At 70.2% G+C, this 16,695-nt stretch carries 16 protein-coding genes; 14 read left to right on the top strand and 2 right to left on the bottom strand.

The genetic code is table 11. From position 1 onward, the window contains the following. The first annotated feature begins 35 nt into the window (after positions 1–35). From OG714_RS16730 to OG714_RS16705, 6 genes are all read left to right on the top strand, one after another. Entirely contained in the window at positions 36–575 is a 540-nt protein-coding gene (locus tag OG714_RS16730) for a TIGR00730 family Rossman fold protein (RefSeq protein ID WP_406121809.1), read from the top strand. Positions 576–582: 7 nt separating this feature from the next. After that, the gene (locus tag OG714_RS16725; RefSeq protein WP_406121808.1) at positions 583–1,281 is read left to right on the top strand and encodes an SDR family oxidoreductase; all 699 of its coding nucleotides are present in this window, start codon (positions 583–585) and stop codon (positions 1,279–1,281) included. Then, on the top strand, positions 1,278–1,679 hold the full coding sequence (locus tag OG714_RS16720; RefSeq protein WP_406121807.1) for a hypothetical protein: 402 nt from the start codon (positions 1,278–1,280) through the stop codon (positions 1,677–1,679). Before OG714_RS16725 ends, OG714_RS16720 begins: the two co-directional genes overlap by 4 nt. A 124-nt stretch (positions 1,680–1,803) precedes the next feature. Further along, positions 1,804–2,811 carry a methionine synthase gene (locus tag OG714_RS16715; RefSeq protein WP_406121806.1) on the top strand — a complete coding sequence of 336 codons (1,008 nt, stop codon included), beginning with the start codon at positions 1,804–1,806 and terminating at the stop codon, positions 2,809–2,811. 15 nt (positions 2,812–2,826) lie between these two features. Continuing rightward, positions 2,827–5,019, top strand: a complete 2,193-nt coding sequence (ligA, locus tag OG714_RS16710) for an NAD-dependent DNA ligase LigA (RefSeq protein ID WP_406121804.1) — start codon at positions 2,827–2,829, stop codon at positions 5,017–5,019. 270 nt (positions 5,020–5,289) lie between these two features. Then, a complete protein-coding gene (locus OG714_RS16705) occupies positions 5,290–7,545 on the top strand; it encodes a putative bifunctional diguanylate cyclase/phosphodiesterase (RefSeq protein WP_406121803.1) in 2,256 nt (751 codons plus the stop codon). 91 nt (positions 7,546–7,636) lie between these two features. On the opposite strand, the gene OG714_RS16700 is transcribed toward OG714_RS16705, so the two are convergent. Beyond that, positions 7,637–8,221 carry a TetR/AcrR family transcriptional regulator gene (locus tag OG714_RS16700; protein WP_406121801.1) on the bottom strand — a complete coding sequence of 195 codons (585 nt, stop codon included), beginning with the start codon at positions 8,219–8,221 and terminating at the stop codon, positions 7,637–7,639. Between the two features lie 97 nt (positions 8,222–8,318). On the opposite strand from OG714_RS16700, the gene OG714_RS16695 reads away from it, so the two are divergent. The 5 genes from OG714_RS16695 to gatB all read left to right on the top strand — a co-directional run bounded on the left by OG714_RS16695 (position 8,319) and on the right by gatB (position 12,368). After that, positions 8,319–8,690, top strand: a complete 372-nt coding sequence (locus OG714_RS16695) for a DUF4267 domain-containing protein (RefSeq protein ID WP_406121799.1) — start codon at positions 8,319–8,321, stop codon at positions 8,688–8,690. A gap of 106 nt (positions 8,691–8,796) precedes the next feature. Beyond that, on the top strand, positions 8,797–9,093 hold the full coding sequence (gene gatC, locus OG714_RS16690) for an Asp-tRNA(Asn)/Glu-tRNA(Gln) amidotransferase subunit GatC (RefSeq protein ID WP_007384860.1): 297 nt from the start codon (positions 8,797–8,799) through the stop codon (positions 9,091–9,093). A gap of 6 nt (positions 9,094–9,099) precedes the next feature. Further along, positions 9,100–10,599, top strand: coding sequence for an Asp-tRNA(Asn)/Glu-tRNA(Gln) amidotransferase subunit GatA (gene gatA, locus OG714_RS16685; RefSeq protein WP_406121797.1), 1,500 nt, complete (start codon positions 9,100–9,102; stop codon positions 10,597–10,599). Further along, positions 10,596–10,838, top strand: coding sequence for a hypothetical protein (locus OG714_RS16680; RefSeq protein ID WP_019068646.1), 243 nt, complete (start codon positions 10,596–10,598; stop codon positions 10,836–10,838). Before gatA ends, OG714_RS16680 begins: the two co-directional genes overlap by 4 nt. A 15-nt stretch (positions 10,839–10,853) precedes the next feature. Further along, positions 10,854–12,368 carry an Asp-tRNA(Asn)/Glu-tRNA(Gln) amidotransferase subunit GatB gene (gene gatB / locus OG714_RS16675; protein WP_406121795.1) on the top strand — a complete coding sequence of 505 codons (1,515 nt, stop codon included), beginning with the start codon at positions 10,854–10,856 and terminating at the stop codon, positions 12,366–12,368. Between the two features lie 84 nt (positions 12,369–12,452). Here the strand turns inward: gatB and OG714_RS16670 are convergent, their stop codons facing one another. Beyond that, complete coding sequence (locus OG714_RS16670) at positions 12,453–13,235, bottom strand: SAM-dependent methyltransferase (protein ID WP_406121793.1); 783 nt, start codon at positions 13,233–13,235, stop codon at positions 12,453–12,455. Between the two features lie 117 nt (positions 13,236–13,352). Here OG714_RS16670 and OG714_RS16665 point away from each other — a divergent pair, with 117 nt between their 5' ends. The 3 genes from OG714_RS16665 to OG714_RS16655 all read left to right on the top strand — a co-directional run bounded on the left by OG714_RS16665 (position 13,353) and on the right by OG714_RS16655 (position 16,661). Further along, positions 13,353–13,646: a hypothetical protein gene (locus OG714_RS16665; RefSeq protein ID WP_406121792.1), complete on the top strand. Its 294-nt coding sequence runs from the start codon at positions 13,353–13,355 to the stop codon at positions 13,644–13,646. Between the two features lie 218 nt (positions 13,647–13,864). After that, entirely contained in the window at positions 13,865–16,108 is a 2,244-nt protein-coding gene (locus OG714_RS16660; RefSeq protein WP_406121790.1) for an MMPL family transporter, read from the top strand. Beyond that, a complete protein-coding gene (locus OG714_RS16655) occupies positions 16,086–16,661 on the top strand; it encodes a GNAT family N-acetyltransferase (protein WP_406121789.1) in 576 nt (191 codons plus the stop codon). Before OG714_RS16660 ends, OG714_RS16655 begins: the two co-directional genes overlap by 23 nt. The last annotated feature ends 34 nt before the right edge of the window (positions 16,662–16,695 follow it).

Raw genomic sequence — 16,695 nt, 5'->3', positions numbered from 1 at the left:
GCGGACCCCTGGTTCTTCCCGCGTACGGTGACGACATGAAGATCTGTGTCTTTCTCTCCGCCGCCGATCTGGACGAGCGCTACACGCGCCCCGCGCGTGAGTTCGCGGAACTGCTGGGCAAGGGCGGGCACACGCTCGTGTGGGGCGGTTCCGAGTCCGGGCTGATGAAGGTGGTCGCCGACGGCGTCCAGGCGGCCGGCGGACGGCTGGTGGGCGTCTCGGTGACCTTCCTGGCGGCGTCGGCACGGGAGGGCGCCGACGAGATGGTGATCGCGTCCGACCTCGCCGAACGCAAAAGGCTGCTCCTGGAGAAGTCCGACGCCGTGGTCATCATGGTCGGCGGCACCGGGACGCTGGACGAGGCGACGGAGATCCTGGAGCTGAAGAAGCACGGCCACACCGACAAGCCGGTGGTGCTGCTGAACACCGCGGGCTTCTACGACGGCCTCAAGACGCAGTTCCGGCGCATGGAGGACGAGGGGTTCCTGCCCGTCCCGCTGACCGACCTGGTGTTCTTCGCGGAGGAGCCGGTGGGGGCGCTGGCCTACCTGGAGGAGTCGCTCGGTATGCAGTGATGCGAGCATGGCGGGCATGGCTACACATGTGATCACCGGGGCCGGTTCCGGCATCGGCGCGGCCGTCGCCCGCAGGCTGCACGCGCGCGGGGACGAACTCGTGCTCCACGCGCGCGACGCGGGCCGCGCGAAGGAACTGGCGGGGGAGTACCCAGGGGCACGCACCCTGGTGGGCGACCTGGCCGACCCGGACAAACTCAGCTGGGCGTTCTCGCACCAGAGCCTGCCCGACCGGGTGGACACGCTCCTGCACATCGCCGGGGTGGTCGACCTGGGCCCGGTGGGCGAGCTGACCCCCAAGACCTGGCGCCACCAGCTGAACGTCAACCTGATCGCCCCCGCCGAACTGACCCGCCACTTCCTGCCCCAACTCCGGTTGTCCGGCGGCCACGTCCTCTTCGTGAACTCCGGCGCGGGCCTGCGGGCGAGCGCCGACTGGTCCGCGTACGCCGCGTCCAAGCACGGCCTGAAGGCCCTGGCGGACTCCCTGCGCCACGAGGAGCACGCCAACGGCGTCCGCGTCACCTCGGTCTACCCCGGCCGCACCGCCAGCCCCATGCAGGCCAAGGTCCACCAACAGGAGGGCAAGCAGTACGACCCCTCCCAGTGGATCGACCCCGAGTCGGTCGCGACGACGATCCTGATGGCGATCGACCTGCCGGGGGACGCGGAGGTCAACGACCTGACGGTGCGGCCGGGAAGGTGAGCGGGCCGGAGCGCAGGAACAGGGCGAACGGCGCGGAGGTCCGGGACTGGCTCGACGAGGTCTGGGGGCGTACGCAGGCCGCGGTCGTCCTCGAAGGCGGCGACTTCGCGGGGCCGCTGGCCGAACGCAGGATCTGTGGCGAGGTCTTCGACTCCGAGGACGTGGCTGAACTGCGGGCTCTCACGACGACCGGCGAGTTCATAGACGACATTTGCCGCTGCCACGGCAGCATGACCATCGCCCTGCTCGATACCGAGGGTGAGTTCATCGGGAGCGGCAGCGTGCACGGTCTGACGGACGTCTCTTGGGAGCGCGGTCGATTCCGGAACAACCTGGAGGTCGCGGACCCGGAGCGGCTGATCGCGTTCTTGGAGGGGCTCGGGATCCGGATGCGTTGAAGCACCGGTCTGCACCCTCAGCCCGTCCGGCGTTTGAGGACGAGGCCGTTCAGGCCGAAGCGGGGGTCTGGGGGCGCAGCCCCAGGGGCGTCACCCCTGCCCCAGGGTTCCGTAGGCTGCCGGGGTGAGCAACAAACCTACGTTCAGCTTCGGCGCGGCCACCGGCATCGGTTCCCTGCCCGGCACCGACGCCCGTGAGGCCGCGAAGACCGCCACCGGGGCCTTCGAGGACTTCCCGTTCCTGCCCGAACTGCCCGCCCGGGGACCCGGCGCGGACATGATCGGCCGGACCGCCGGGCTGCTCGTCGAGGTGTACGCGCGTGTGGAGCCCAGTGGTTGGCGGATCGGGGACCGGCCGGGGCGGGACACGAAGCGGGCGTGGGCGTGGCTGGGGGAGGACCTCGACGCGTTCGAGGAGTTCACCCAGGGGTACGAGGGGCCGCTCAAGGTGCAGGCCGTGGGCCCCTGGACCCTCGCCGCGAGCCTGGAGTTGAGGAACGGCGAGGCCGTGCTCTCCGACCCCGGCGCGTGCCGCGACCTCGCCGGCTCGCTCGCCGAGGGCCTGCGCAACCACCTCGCCGAGGTCCAACGCCGCGTCCCCGCCGCCCAGATCGTGCTGCAACTCGACGAGCCGTCCCTGATCGGAGTCCTGCGCGGACAGGTCAGGTCCGCCAGCGGCTACCGCACCTACCGCGCCGTCGACCGCCAACTCGTCGAGAGCACGCTCCGCGAGGTCGTCCGGGTGCACGTGGACAGCCCGGTCGTCGTCCACTCCTGCGCACCGGACGTCCCGTTCGCCCTGCTGCGCCGGGCGGGCGCGGCCGGGGTCTCCTTCGACTTCTCGCTCCTCACCGAGCGTGACGACGACGTGATCGGTGAGGCGGTCGAGGCCGGCACCCGGCTGTTCGCCGGTGTCGTGCCGGGCACGGACTCCGCATTGTCAGACCCTGCCGGTAGCGTCATGGGTGTCAGGACGCTGTGGCGCAGGCTGGGGCTGCGACCGGGACTTCTCGCGGAGGCGGTCACGATCACCCCGTCGTGCGGACTCGCGGGGGCTTCTCCCGAGTACGCGCGCCGAGCTCTCGCCCACTGCGTCCGGGCGGCGAGATCCCTCGCGGACAACCCTGAGTGACGGAAGGACAACACGGTGGCCGGCGACAGGCAGGCGGAGACGACGGTGCCCGCAGAGGCACGGGAGAAGCACGCGCAGCTCGCTGAGCAGATCGAGGAGCACCGCTTCCGGTACTACGTGAACGACGCCCCGGTCGTCAGCGACGCGGATTTCGACAGACTCCTGCGCTCCCTGGAGGCGTTGGAGGAGGAGTATCCCGAGCTGCGCACGCCGGACTCCCCGACGCAGAAGGTCGCGGGGGCGTACGAGACGGAGTTCACCTCCGTCGTCCACCGCTCCCGCATGCTCTCCCTGGACAACGCCTTCGATGACCTGGAGCTGGCGGCGTGGGCCGAGCGCGTCCACAAGGACGTCGGCACCCCGGACTACCACTTCCTGTGCGAGCTGAAGGTCGACGGCCTCGCCGTCAACCTGACGTATGAGCACGGCCGCCTCACGCGCGCGGCGACCCGCGGCGACGGCCGTACGGGCGAGGACATCACGCCCAACGTCCGTACGATCGCGGAGATCCCGGACCGGCTGACCGGCGAGCGCGTGCCCGGCCTCGTGGAGATCCGCGGCGAGGTCTACTTCCCGATGGAGAAGTTCGAGGAGCTCAACGCCCGCCTGGTGGAGGCGGGCGACAAGCCCTTCGCCAACCCCCGTAACGCGGCGGCCGGTTCGCTGCGCCAGAAGGACCCGCGCGTCACCGCCACCCGCCCCCTGCACATGGTCGTGCACGGCATCGGCGCCCTGGAGGGCTTCGACGCCCTCACCCGTCTCTCCGAGGCCTACGACCTGCTGAAGACCTGGGGCCTGCCGACCTCCTCGCACAACAAGGTGGTCGACGACCTCGACGGCGTGCGGGAGTTCATCAGGTACTACGGCGAGAACCGTCACTCCGTGGCGCACGAGATCGACGGCGTCGTCGTCAAGCTCGACGAGATCCCCCTCCAGGGACGGCTCGGCTCCACCTCCCGTGCCCCGCGCTGGGCGATCGCGTGGAAGTACGCGCCCGAGGAGGTCAACACCAAGCTCGTCAACATCCGCGTGGGCGTGGGCCGTACGGGCCGGGTCACGCCGTACGCCCAGGTCGAGCCGGTGACGGTGGCCGGCTCGGAGGTCGAGTTCGCGACGCTGCACAACCAGGAGGTCGTCAAGGCCAAGGGCGTCCTCATCGGCGACACGGTGGTGCTGCGCAAGGCCGGTGACGTCATCCCCGAGATCCTCGGCCCGGTCGCCGACCTGCGCGACGGCAGCGAGCGGGAGTTCGTGATGCCCGCCGAGTGCCCCGAGTGCGGGACGCCGCTGCGGCCGATGAAGGAGGCCGACATCGACCTCCGCTGCCCCAACGCCCGTGCCTGTCCTGCCCAGTTGAGGGAGCGGCTCTTCTACCTCGCGGGCCGCAAGGCGCTGGACATCGACCACTTCGGCTACGTCTCGGCGGCGGCCCTCACCAAGCCGCTGGAGCCGGCGGAACCGCCGCTGCGGGACGAGGGCGACCTGTTCGGCCTCACCATCGAGCAGCTGCTGCCCATCAAGGCGTACGTCCTCGACCAGGACAGCGGGCTGCCCAAGCGCGACCCGAAGACCGGCGAGGAGAAGATCGCGACGGTCTTCGCCAACCAGCAGGGCGAGCCCAAGAAGAACGCCCTCGCGATGCTGGAGACGATCGCGGCGGCCAAGGACAGCCCGCTCGCCCGCATCCTCACCGGCCTGTCGATCCGTCATGTCGGCCCGGTCGCGGCCGAGGCGCTGGCCCGCGAGTTCCGATCGATCGAGCGGATCGAGCAGGCCGACGAGGTGGAGCTGGCGAACACCGAGGGCGTCGGCCCGATCATCGCCGCCTCGCTCAAAGAGTGGTTCGCCGAGGACTGGCACCAGGAGATCCTCCGCAAGTGGCGGGCCGCCGGAGTCCGTATGGAGGAGGAGGCTTCCGGTGAGGACGAGGGCCCGCGTCCCCTCGAAGGGCTGACCGTGGTCGTCACCGGCACACTCGAGCACTTCACACGGGACGGGGCGAAGGACGCCCTCCAGAGCCGGGGAGCGAAAGTGACCGGTTCTGTTTCGAAGAAGACGTCTTTCGTCGTCGTAGGTGACAATCCTGGTTCGAAGTACGACAAGGCGATGCAGGTCAAGGTGCCTGTTCTGAACGAGGACGGCTTCACCGTCCTGCTGGAACAGGGACCCGAGGCGGCCGCCGAAGTCGCGCTTCCGGTCGAGGAGTAGCGAGGAGCAGCGGTTGAAGGCCACCCGATCGGCGCATACCAGATGCATACGGGTGGCCGGGTCGCATTCGGGCAACCGTCTACGACCGCTGCCCGTGGAAGCCTTCTGCGGCCTACTGTTGAGGTGTGCACCTGCCGTGCCCAGCTGCGGTTGGGGCAACCCCCTGCTCTTGGTGAGCAGGGGGAGGGGTTTTCCAAACGCGGTGCCGTTGACGGAAATCGGGCATCGGACCGCGTGGCGTGGGCACCGCCGGCTGTGAGAGGGACGGGAATGGAACCGACCGAGAGCGCCCCCCCGGACTCACCGCTGCGCCGGCTCACCGGCGCCTGGCGGGAGAGCCGTTGGGGAGCGCGCCCCGTGGAGCGTCCGGGCGCACAGCCGCGCGCCACCGGACAGTACTCCACACCCGATGCCCGCCACTCCGCACCACTCTCGGCCGACCCGGGCCCAGGACTGTCCGGCGACGGCGAACGCCATCTGACCTGGCCCGCTCTGCCCACGGCGGTCGTGGTCGCGGCCGGGTTCGTCCTCGGCGCCGGCTTCTTCCGGGCGTTCACCGGCGACCACGCGCTCTTCCCGTCCGGCACGGTCGGCTGGTCGCTCGCCGTCCTGACCGGCATCATCGTCGGCCACCTCGTCGCCCTCGGCCGCGCCCGCTGGTGGGGCGGCACCGGCTCGGGCGCCGCCCTCACCCTCGGCGTGCTGCTGCTCTACGGCTGGGTCGCCGCCGGCATGGTCAGCCTCACCGTCGTCGTCCTGGTCGGCATAGCCCGGCGCAACCGCTGGCGCCAGGGCGTGCTGCACGGCGCGGTGGACATCCTCGGCATCGCCGCCGGAGCACTCGTACTGGGCGCCTTCGGCCGGGTGCCGTCCGTCGAGAAGCCCTGGAACCCGGACACCTGGACGGTCTACACCGCTCCCGAAGTGGTCCTGGTCGCCGTCGCCTATCTCGCCGTGACCCGCACCCTGCTCTGGTACCTGCACGCCCCGCGCCACGGCGGACTGCCCACCGTCGCCCGCACCGCCCTGGTCAGACAGGGGCTGGTAGCCGTGGCCCTGCTCGGCATCGCACCACTCATCTGCGTGGTCGCCGTGGCCCAGCCGGTCCTTCTGCCCCTGTTCTCGATCCCGCTCATCGCCCTCGACTCCACCTTGTGGATGGCTCGGGCCAGAGCGGAGGAACAGCTGCGCGACCCGCTGACCGGGCTGCCCAACCGGCAGTGGCTCCTGGAGCGCATCTGGACCGCGCTGGACGACGCCGAGCGCATCGGCGCCAAGGCCGCGCTGATGCTGATCGACCTCGACCGGTTCCGGTCGGTCAACGACACCCTGGGCCATCTCGCCGGTGACCGGCTGCTGTTGCAGATAGCCGACCGGCTGCGGGTGGCGCTGCCGCGCGGGGCGGAGGCCGCGCGGCTCGGCGGTGACGAGTTCGCCGTCCTGCTGCCCGTCGCCGACTCCACCACGTCCGCGACCCGGGTCGCCCGCAACCTCGTCGCCGCGCTCAGCTCCCCGCTCGACCTCGACGGGCTCACCCTCGTCCTGGAGGCCAGCGCGGGCGTCGCCGTCTTCCCCGACCACGCCCTCGACGCCGAGGGACTGCTGCGCCGGGCGGACGTCGCGATGTACCAGGCGAAGCGGGACCGTACGGGCGTCGAGGTCTACGAGTCCAAGCGGGACTCCAACACCCCGGACCGGCTGGGCCTGTTGGGCGATCTGCGGCGCGCCCTCGACGCGCACGAGGTGCAGCTGCACTACCAGCCCAAGGTCCGTTTCGACGGTCAGGTCGCCGGCCTGGAGGCGCTCGTGCGGTGGGTGCACCCGGAGCGCGGGAAGGTGCCGCCGGACGAGTTCATAGCGATCGCCGAGTCGTCCGGGCTGATGCCCCATCTCACGGAGTACGTGCTCGACACGGCGCTCGCCCAGGTCGCCCGATGGCGCGCCCAGGGCCTGTTCGTACCGGTCGCGGTGAACGTCTCCCCGCGCGACGTCCACACCCCCGGCTTCGCGGGCTCGGTCGCCGCGCGCCTCGCCCGGCACGGCGTCCCGCCGGGCTCGCTCCAACTGGAGATCACGGAACACGTCCTCCTGGAGGACCCCCAGCGCGCCGCCGACACCCTCAACGGGCTGACCGGGCACGGCGTGAAGATGTCCCTCGACGACTTCGGCACGGGGTACTCGTCCTTGGTGCATCTACGGCGGCTGCCGGTCAGCGAGTTGAAGATCGACCGGTCGTTCGTGGCTCGGCTCGCGGTGGACACGGAGGACGCGGAGATCGTGCGGTGCACCGTTGATCTCGCGCATTCCCTGGGGTTGCTCGTCGTCGCCGAGGGCGTTGAGGACGACGAGACGTGGGAGCGGTTGCGGGATCTGGGGTGTGATGCGGTTCAGGGGTGGTTGGTTGCTGCCGCGATGCCGCCCGAGGACATGACGGCTTGGTTGCGGGCGCGGGGGTCTCGGGGGTGGCAGCGGCCTCGGGCGGCCTTGCCTGCGGCTGCGGCCGATGATCCGGGGCGGATCGGGTGACCTTCCGCGCCTAATGGGGTGGGGGGCTGTTCGTTCGCGAGTGCCGGTCCGTTGTGGCTTGTCGCGCAGTTCCCCGCGCCCCTTGGGTGTCTCAGCGCAACCCTGTTGTGAAGTGGGCGATCAGCAGCGCCAAGCGTTGCTCGTGTGCGCCCTCCGGTAGGCGGCCGCTGCGCATCAACGTCACCAAGCCGTGCAGGCCCGCCCAGTAGGTCTCGGTGAGTAGGCCTACGTCGTCGCCCTCGGCCGCGATGGGCTCGACGGCCTGGAAGATCTCGCCGAAGGCCGCCTGCAAGGGCGCCGGTGCCTCCGGGGTGGCGAACGGCAAGTCCACCGTGTGCGTGAACATCACGTCGTAGAGCGCGGGGCGACGGCGTCCGAACGACGTGTACGTCTCGCCCACCGCGGTCAGTGCCCCCCGCGTGTCCTTCGCCGCCAGCCGCGCCGTACGCATCTCGGCCGCGATCTCCGCGCAGCCCTCCACCGCGACCGCCGCCATGATGGCGCCCTTGTCCTTGAAGTGGCTGTAGAGCACGGGCTGGCTGTACTCGATCTCGGCCGCCAGCCGGCGGGTCGTCACCGCGTCCCAGCCCTCCGTCTCGGCCAGTTCCCGCGCGGCCGAGACGATCAGCCGCTCCCGCTCCGCCCGTTCGCGCTCGCGGCGCGTCTGAATCGTCATGCCCAGGATTCTAGCATCGCTAGCGTTCCTGTCGGCGCTCTGCTAGCTTCGCTCCAATAGCTAGCGCTGCTAGAAAACAGCCGTGAGGAGAAATGACGTGACCATCACCGCCTACACCCTGGCCGTCGTGCTCGACCTGTTCTGCCTGTTCCTCGGCTACCGGTTCCTGTTCCAGCCCGCCTCCGCCGCCGCCGGTTACGGAGTCCCGGCCGATCCCGCCGGCGACGCCGGTGCCTACCTCACGATCAAGGGCCTCAGGGACGGCACCTTGGGCCTGGTGGGCCTCGCGGTGCTGGTCTTCGTCGGGGTGGATGCCGAGGCCTGGTTCATGCTCTGCGTGGCGCTCGTCCCGCTCGGCGACACCCTGATAGTGCTGCGCAACGGGGGCAAGAAGGCCGTGGCGTACGGGATCCACTTCGCCACGGCGGTCGTTGTGCTCATCAGTGCCGTCCTGCTGTTCCTCGTCTGACACGGCGCCCCGGACCGGGGTCCCGGCGAAACCGTTTAACGGCTGAGGGCCCCCGCCCCATAGGATTGGCGCCAAACCACACACACTCACCCCAGAGGAACGCTGCATGCCTGGCATCACGCGCGAGGAGGTCGCCCACCTCGCCCGGCTGGCGCGTCTGGAGCTGAAGCCCGAAGAGCTCGAGCACTTCGCGGGACAGCTGGACGACATCATCGGCGCGGTCGCCCGCGTCAGCGAGGTCGCCGACCAAGACGTACCGCCGACCTCCCACCCGCTGCCGCTGACGAACGTCATGCGCGCGGACGAGGTCCGTCCCTCGCTCACCCCCGAGCAGGCGCTCTCCGGCGCCCCGGCCCAGGAGCAGCAGCGTTTCAAGGTGCCGCAGATCCTGGGGGAGGACTAGAACACCATGACGGACAGCAACATCATCAAGCTCACCGCCGCCGAGATCGCCGGGAAGATCGCCGCCGGCGAACTCACCGCGGTCGAGGTCACCGAGGCCCACCTGGCCCGGATCGAGGCCGTCGACGAGAAGGTGCACGCCTTCCTGCACGTCGACCGCGAGGGCGCCCTCGCGCAGGCCCGTGCCGTCGACGAGAAGCGGGCCAAGGGCGAGAAGCTCGGCCCCCTGGCCGGCGTACCGCTCGCGCTCAAGGACATCTTCACCACCGAGGGCATCCCGACCACGGTCGGCTCCAAGATCCTCGAGGGCTGGATCCCGCCGTACGACGCGACCGTCACCAAGCGGCTGAAGGCCGCCGACGTCGTCATCCTCGGCAAGACCAACATGGACGAGTTCGCCATGGGGTCGAGCACCGAGAACAGCGCCTACGGGCCGACCGGCAACCCCTGGGACCTCACCAGGATCCCCGGCGGCTCCGGCGGCGGTTCCTCCGCCGCGCTGGCCTCCTTCCAGTCGCCGCTCGCGATCGGCACCGACACCGGCGGTTCCATCCGCCAGCCGGCCGCCGTCACCGGCACCGTCGGCGTCAAGCCGACGTACGGCGCGGTCTCGCGCTACGGCATGGTCGCCTTCTCGTCCTCCCTCGACCAGGGCGGACCCTGTGCCCGTACGGTCCTGGACGCGGCGCTCCTGCACGAGGCCATCGCCGGACACGACCCGCTCGACTCCACCTCGATCGACGCGCCGGTCCCGCCGGTCGTCGAGGCCGCCCGCAACGGCAGCGTGCAGGGCATGCGTGTCGGCGTCGTCAAGCAGTTCCGCGGCGAGGGCTACCAGGCCGGCGTCATCCAGCGCTTCGACGAGGCCGTCGCGGTCCTGAAGGAACTGGGCGCGGAGATCGTCGAGCTGGACTGCCCGTCCTTCGACCTCGCCCTGTCCGCGTACTACCTGATCGCGCCCTCGGAGTGCTCCTCCAACCTCGCCCGCTTCGACGGCCTGCGTTACGGCCTCCGGGTCGGCGACGACGGCACCCACTCGGCCGAAGAGGTCACCTCGATCACCCGTGAGGCGGGCTTCGGCCCCGAGGTGAAGCGCCGCATCATGCTCGGGACGTACGCGCTCAGCTCCGGCTACTACGACGCGTACTACGGCAGCGCACAGAAGGTCCGTACGCTCATCACCCGCGACTTCGAGAAGTCGTTCGAGAGCGTCGACGTGATCGTGTCGCCCACGACGCCGACCACCGCCTTCCCGATCGGCGAGCGTGCCGACGACCCGATGGCGATGTACCTCGCGGACCTGTGCACCATCCCGACCAACCTGGCGGGCAACTCGGCCATGTCGCTGCCCTGCGGTCTCGCGCCGGAGGACGGTCTCCCGGTCGGGCTGCAGATCATCGCCCCGGCGCTGAAGGACGACCGGCTTTACAAGGTCGGCGCCGCCGTCGAGGCCGCCTTCGTGGAAAAGTGGGGCCACCCGCTGCTTGAGGAGGCACCGTCGCTGTGAGCAACGCACTGTCGAAGGCCAAGGGCTTCAAGAAGTCGAAGTCCGGCACGTATGTGTCCATCGCCACCACCGCGTTCGGCGCGCTGGGTGTCGCCAAGCAGATCAAGAAGGCGCGCACCGAGCACGACACGCTCCGTCTGATCGACGCCACGGTCTCCGCCGTCGCGATCGTCACCGGCCTCGCCATCCTGTACCGCGAGCTGAAGCGGCTGGGCGACGACGACGTCCTGCTGGGCTGAGAGGGAAAGTTCACCGTGACCACCACGACCGACCTGGAGTCGTACGAGGACGCTCTCGCGTCGTACGACCCCGTCATGGGCCTTGAGGTCCATGTCGAACTCGGCACCAAGACCAAGATGTTCTGCGGCTGTTCGACCGAGCTGGGCGCCGAACCGAACTCGCAGACCTGCCCGACCTGCCTCGGCATGCCCGGCGCGCTCCCGGTCGTCAACGCGATCGGCGTCGAGTCCGCGATCAGGATCGGCCTCGCGCTGAACTGCGAGATCGCCGAGTGGTGCCGCTTCGCCCGGAAGAACTACTTCTATCCGGACATGCCGAAGAACTTCCAGACCTCCCAGTACGACGAGCCGATCGCCTTCAACGGCTACCTCGACGTACAGCTGGAGGACGGCGAGACCTTCCGGGTGCAGATCGAGCGCGCCCACATGGAGGAGGACACCGGCAAGTCGCTGCACGTCGGCGGCGCGACGGGCCGTATCCACGGCGCCTCGCACTCGCTGCTCGACTACAACCGCGCCGGCATCCCGCTCATCGAGATCGTCACCAAGCCGATCGAGGGTGCGGGAGAGCGTGCTCCCGAGGTCGCGAAGGCGTACGTCGCCGAGCTGCGCGAGCTGATCCGGGCGCTCGGTGTGTCGGAAGCCCGCATGGAGCAGGGGCAGATGCGCTGCGACGTGAACCTGTCACTGCGTCCGCACGGCCGCGAGAAGTTCGGCACCCGGAGCGAGACGAAGAACGTCAACTCGCTGCGTTCCGTGGAGCGCGCGGCCCGTTACGAGATCCAGCGCCACGCCGCGGTGCTGAACTCCGGCGGCACGATCATCCAGGAGACCCGCCACTTCCACGAGGACACCGGGTCGACGACCTCGGGCCGCGTGAAGGAGGAGGCGGAGGACTATCGGTACTTCCCGGAGCCGGACCTGGTGCCGGTGGCCCCCGCGCGCGCGTGGGTCGAGGAGATCCGCGCCGGGCTGCCCGAGCAGCCGCTGGCCCGCCGCAACCGGCTGAGCGAGGAGTGGGGGATCACCGCGTTCGACATGCAGTCGATCCTCAACGCCGGTGCCATCGACCCGATCGTCGCGACGATCGACGCCGGTGCCGACGCGGCCTCCGCGCGCAAGTGGTGGATGGGTGAACTCGCCCGCAGCGCCAACGAGTCCGGCAAGTCGCTCGACGAGCTGCCCATCACGCCGGAGCAGGTCGCCCGGGTCACCGAGCTGGTCACGGCCGGCGACCTGAACGACAAGCTGGCCCGCCAGGTCATCGAGGGCGTCCTCGCCGGCGAGGGCACCCCGGACGAGGTCGTCGAGAAGCGCGGCCTGAAGGTCGTCTCCGACGACGGCGCCCTCACCACCGCCGTCCAGGAGGCCATCACCGGCAACCCGGGCATCGCCGACAAGATCCGCGGCGGCAAGGTGGCAGCGGCCGGCGCGCTGGTGGGCGCGGTCATGAAGGCCACCCGGGGCCAGGCCGACGCGGCCCGCGTCAAGGAGCTCATCCTGGAGCAGCTGGGCGTCAGCGAAGGCTGAGCAGCCCGGTCGTAGGACATCGACAGCCCTAGGGGGATGCATCGGTAGCGATGCATCCCCCTAGGCGTGTCATCAGGTGTGTCATCACACCCGGCGGCCCACGACCCGCGCGAAGCCGAGGGTGCGTCCTTCATCGGCGCGCACCAGCTTCACCGAATCCCGCGCCATGTCCGCCATCCACGCGTACGGGCTCTCCTCGGCACACACCTCGCTCCACAACAGCCAGTCCTTCCAGCCGTCGGGCTGCCAGTCGGCGGCCTCGACCTCGACGGTGCCGCCGCGGGTCCAGTGGCGGCGCCACCAGGCGGGGGAGTGGAAGGCCCAGAAGCCGGGGTCCCAGTAGGGCTTCAGGTGCTCCGGTGGTTCGTCGCCCGCCAGTTCCTCCCGGAGGGCGGGGACGACGATGCCGATCCGGCCGCCCGGCTTCAACAGCCGGGTCAGGGTGGGCAGATAGAGGTCGGCGGTGCCGAAGTACTGGTAGGCGTCGATCGACACGATCGCGTCGAACGTGCCGTCCCCGAAGGGGAGATCGTGTGCCTCCACGTGCAGGGGGAGCACCCGGTCGGCGACACCCGCCTCGGCGATCCGTACGGCGTTCTCCTCGGGCTTCACCCACAGGTCGGCGGCGGTGACCTGGACGTCGTACTCCTTGGCGAGGAAGACGGAGGTCATGGCGCGCCCGCAGCCCAGGTCGAGCACGCGCGCGCCGGGGCGCAGGGTGTCCAGGCCCAGCGTCGGGGCCAGCCATTCCAGGAGCCACAGGGCGTGGGGCCCCATCTGGTTCTCGATGGTCCAGCGGGCGTCGTAGGTGTTGCTGCGCGGGTAGTGGGGGTGGGTCAGGCGGGTGGTCAGGTCGGTGTCGGGCATCGGTGAACGGGGTCCTCCGGTTCTGCGTAGGTTGCAGTGAGGAAGCAACGAGATTGTGGAGGACGTCGGTTGGCCGCGCATCAGGTTTCTCAGGTGGAGGGGCTACGCTCGCCCGCCATGGACGGACGCGGAGATTCCGAGATACCGGACTTCGGGGATCCGGCGCTGGACGCGCGGCGGGCCCGTTGGACGGCCGCGCTGACCGGTGCCGTGCTGGCCCTCGTGGGAGTGGCCGCGGCGGCGCTGCGGGCGAGTGGATCCGCGCCGGTGCTCGTTCCGGCCGCCTATGCGGTGGGCGCCGCGGTGTGTGCGCTGGCGGCGGTGCTCGGTTCCAAGGGGCGTACCAGACGGGCGCTTTGGCTGTTGGTCGTCGGGGCGATGGTGATGGCGCTCGGCGATCAGTTCGACTGAGCCACCGGTCAAGGCGACAGCCAGGACTACAGAGTTGCCGTTACTGTCCTGTGATCTGGCTCCCACTCCCGTGATTCAGCGCACGAACGTCATAAACGATCATTTTCTGCTGCAAGAGTGAACTCCGTATTGCTCATCCGTTCTTTGCGGGCTGTTCATTCTTTGAGCGACGGTTCCCGGTCAAAGATCCACAAATCACCATCCCCGGGAGCACGTTCGTGGCAGCCCTCGCCCGCTGGTGTGTTCGGCACCGCCTCGCCGCCGTCCTGCTGTGGCTCGTCGCGTTCGGCGGGGTCACCGCGGCCGCCGCCGTCACCGGCTCGGCGTACTCGAACGACTACGAGGCCCCCGGCACCGAGTCGGGTCGTGCGACCGAGTTGCTCAAGGAGGGGTTTCCGGGGCTCGGCGGCGACAGCGACACCGTCGTCTGGCGCACCTCACCCGGCTCCGTCCGCGCCGCCGGCGTCGAACAGACCATGACCGGCGCCCTGGACAGGATCGCGAGCCTGCCCGGAGTGGCCTCCGTGGTCAGTCCGTACGACGGGCAGGGCACGGGCCGGATCAGCGCCGACGGGCGCACCGCGTACGCCACCGTCACCTTCGCGCACCAGGCCGAGGACATCGACACGTCCGAGGCGCGGGCGGTCGTGAGCGCCGCCAAGGCCGTCGAGACCGACGGGCTCCAGGTCGAGTTGGGCGGCAGCGCCGTCGCGCTCACCGAGGCGTCGAGCGGGCACACCGCCGAGATCGTCGGGGTCGCCGTCGCCGCCCTCGTGCTGTTCCTCGCCTTCGGCTCGCTCGCCGCCTCGCTCCTGCCCATCGGCACCGCCCTGGTGAGCGTCGGCACCGCGTACGCGGCGATCGTGCTGCTCGGGCACGCCATGACCGTCGCCGACTTCGCGCCCATGCTCGGCATGCTGATCGGGCTCGGCGTCGGCATCGACTACGCCCTGTTCATCGTCACCCGGCACCGACGCGGCCTGAAACGCGGGCTGTCCGTCACCGAGGCGGTCACCAACGCGGTCGTCACCACCGGGCGCGCGGTCGTCTTCGCGGGCGCCACCGTGTGCATAGCCCTGCTCGGGATGCTGATCCTGCGGCTCGGCTTCCTCAACGGGGTCGCGATCGCCGCCTCGTTGACCGTGGTGCTCACCGTCGCGGCCTCCGTGACCCTTCTCCCGGCCCTGCTGTCCTTCATCGGCCCGCGCGCCCTCAGCCGTCGCGAACGGCGCCGGCTGGCCGACCACGGACCCCAGCCGGAACTCCCCACCGGCCTCGCCGCCCGCTGGTCCGCGTTCGTAGAACGCCACCCGAAACTGCTCGGCGCCCTCGCCCTGATCGTCATCACCGTCCTCGCCCTGCCCACCCTCGCCCTCCACCTCGGCACCTCCGACCAGGGCAACGACCCGAAGTCCTCGACCACCCGCCAGGCCTACGACCTCCTCGCGGACGGCTTCGGGCCCGGCGTCAACGGCCCCCTCACCCTCGTCACCAAGATCGACAGCGCCGAGGACAGGCTCACCCTCGACAACCTCGACGCCACCCTGCGCACCACCGAGGGCGTCGCCTCCGTGACCCCGGTGACCTACGACAGCGGCGGCTCCACCGGGTACTTCTCGGTCGTACCGGACTCGGCGCCGCAGTCCCAGAGGACCAGCGACCTCGTCGACCGGCTGCGCACCGAGGTGCTGCCCCGGGCCGAGACGGGCACCTCGCTCGACATCCACGTCGGCGGGGTGACGGCGAGCTACGACGACTTCGCCGACGTGATCGTCGGCAAGCTCCCGCTGTTCGTCGGGGTCGTCATCTCGCTCGGCTGTGTGCTGCTCCTGCTGGCCTTCCGGTCGATCGGCATCCCGCTCAAGGCCGCCGCGATGAACGTCGCCGCCGTGGCCGCCGCCTTCGGAGTCGTCGTCGCGATCTTCCAGTGGGGCTGGGGGAGCGAGTTCCTGGGCCTCGGCAGGGCCGGGCCGATCGAACCCTTCCTCCCCGTGATCATGGTGTCGGTCCTCTTCGGGCTGTCCATGGACTACCAGGTCTTCCTGGTCAGCCGGATGTACGAGGAATGGCTGGAAACCGGCGACAACCGCCGAGCCGTCCGCGTCGGCCTCGCCGAGACCAGCCGCGTGATCAACTCCGCCGCGGTCATCATGATCTCCGTCTTCCTCGCCTTCGTGCTCAGCGGCGACCGCGTGATCGCCATGTTCGGCATCGCGCTCGCCTCCGCCGTCGCCCTGGACGCCTTCGTCCTGCGCACCCTCCTGGTGCCGGCCCTCATGCACCTCCTCGGCGGCGCCAACTGGTGGCTGCCCCGCGGCCTCGACCGCGTCCTGCCCCGCATCAGCATCGAGCCGCCCGAGTGCCGAGCCGCCCATGAGAGGCTGGCCGCCGCGACGGACGCCGAGGTGGCGGACGTCCTGGCGAAGGAGCAGGAGCAGGATGTACGCGATATCCCTGGGTGACGGCGGAGCCGAACTGCGTCCCCTGGAGCCGTGGCACGCCGAGGAGTTCCTCGCGCACCTGGAGCGCGGCCGGGAGTTCATCGGACAGTTCATCTCCTTCGGCTCGAAGGCGACGGACGTCGAGTCGGCGCGGGGGGAGCTCCAGCGCTACGCCGACCTGCGCGCCGCCGACAGCGCGTCCCTGCACGGCATCTGGCTGGACGGCAAGCTCGTCGGCGGGGTCCTCTTCCTGAACTTCCACGCCGACCAGGGCAACTGCGAGGTCGGCTGCTGGCTGGAACCCGCCGCTGCCGGGCGTGGGCTGATCACCCGCGCGATGCGGATTCTCATCGACTTCGCGATCGAGCGGCGCGACATCCACCGCGTCGAATGGCACGCCGCCGCGGGCAATGAGAAGAGCCTGAATGTTGCCCGCCGCATGGGCATGACCAGGGACGCGGTCCTCCGCGAATCTCACCCCCACGGGGGCGTACGGCACGACATAGAGGTGTGGTCCGTGCTCGCCCCCGAGTGGCGCGAGGCACGCGCGCGTGCGCGGAACAGCGATCTTTAAGGAACTTCTCAGAAATCACCCCTACCGTGCGCAC

The organism is Streptomyces sp. NBC_00989, assembly GCF_045162655.1.
GTDB lineage: Bacteria > Actinomycetota > Actinomycetes > Streptomycetales > Streptomycetaceae > Streptomyces.
Note: the sequence above shows the minus strand (reverse complement) of the source record. Positions and strands in the feature narration are given on the sequence as shown.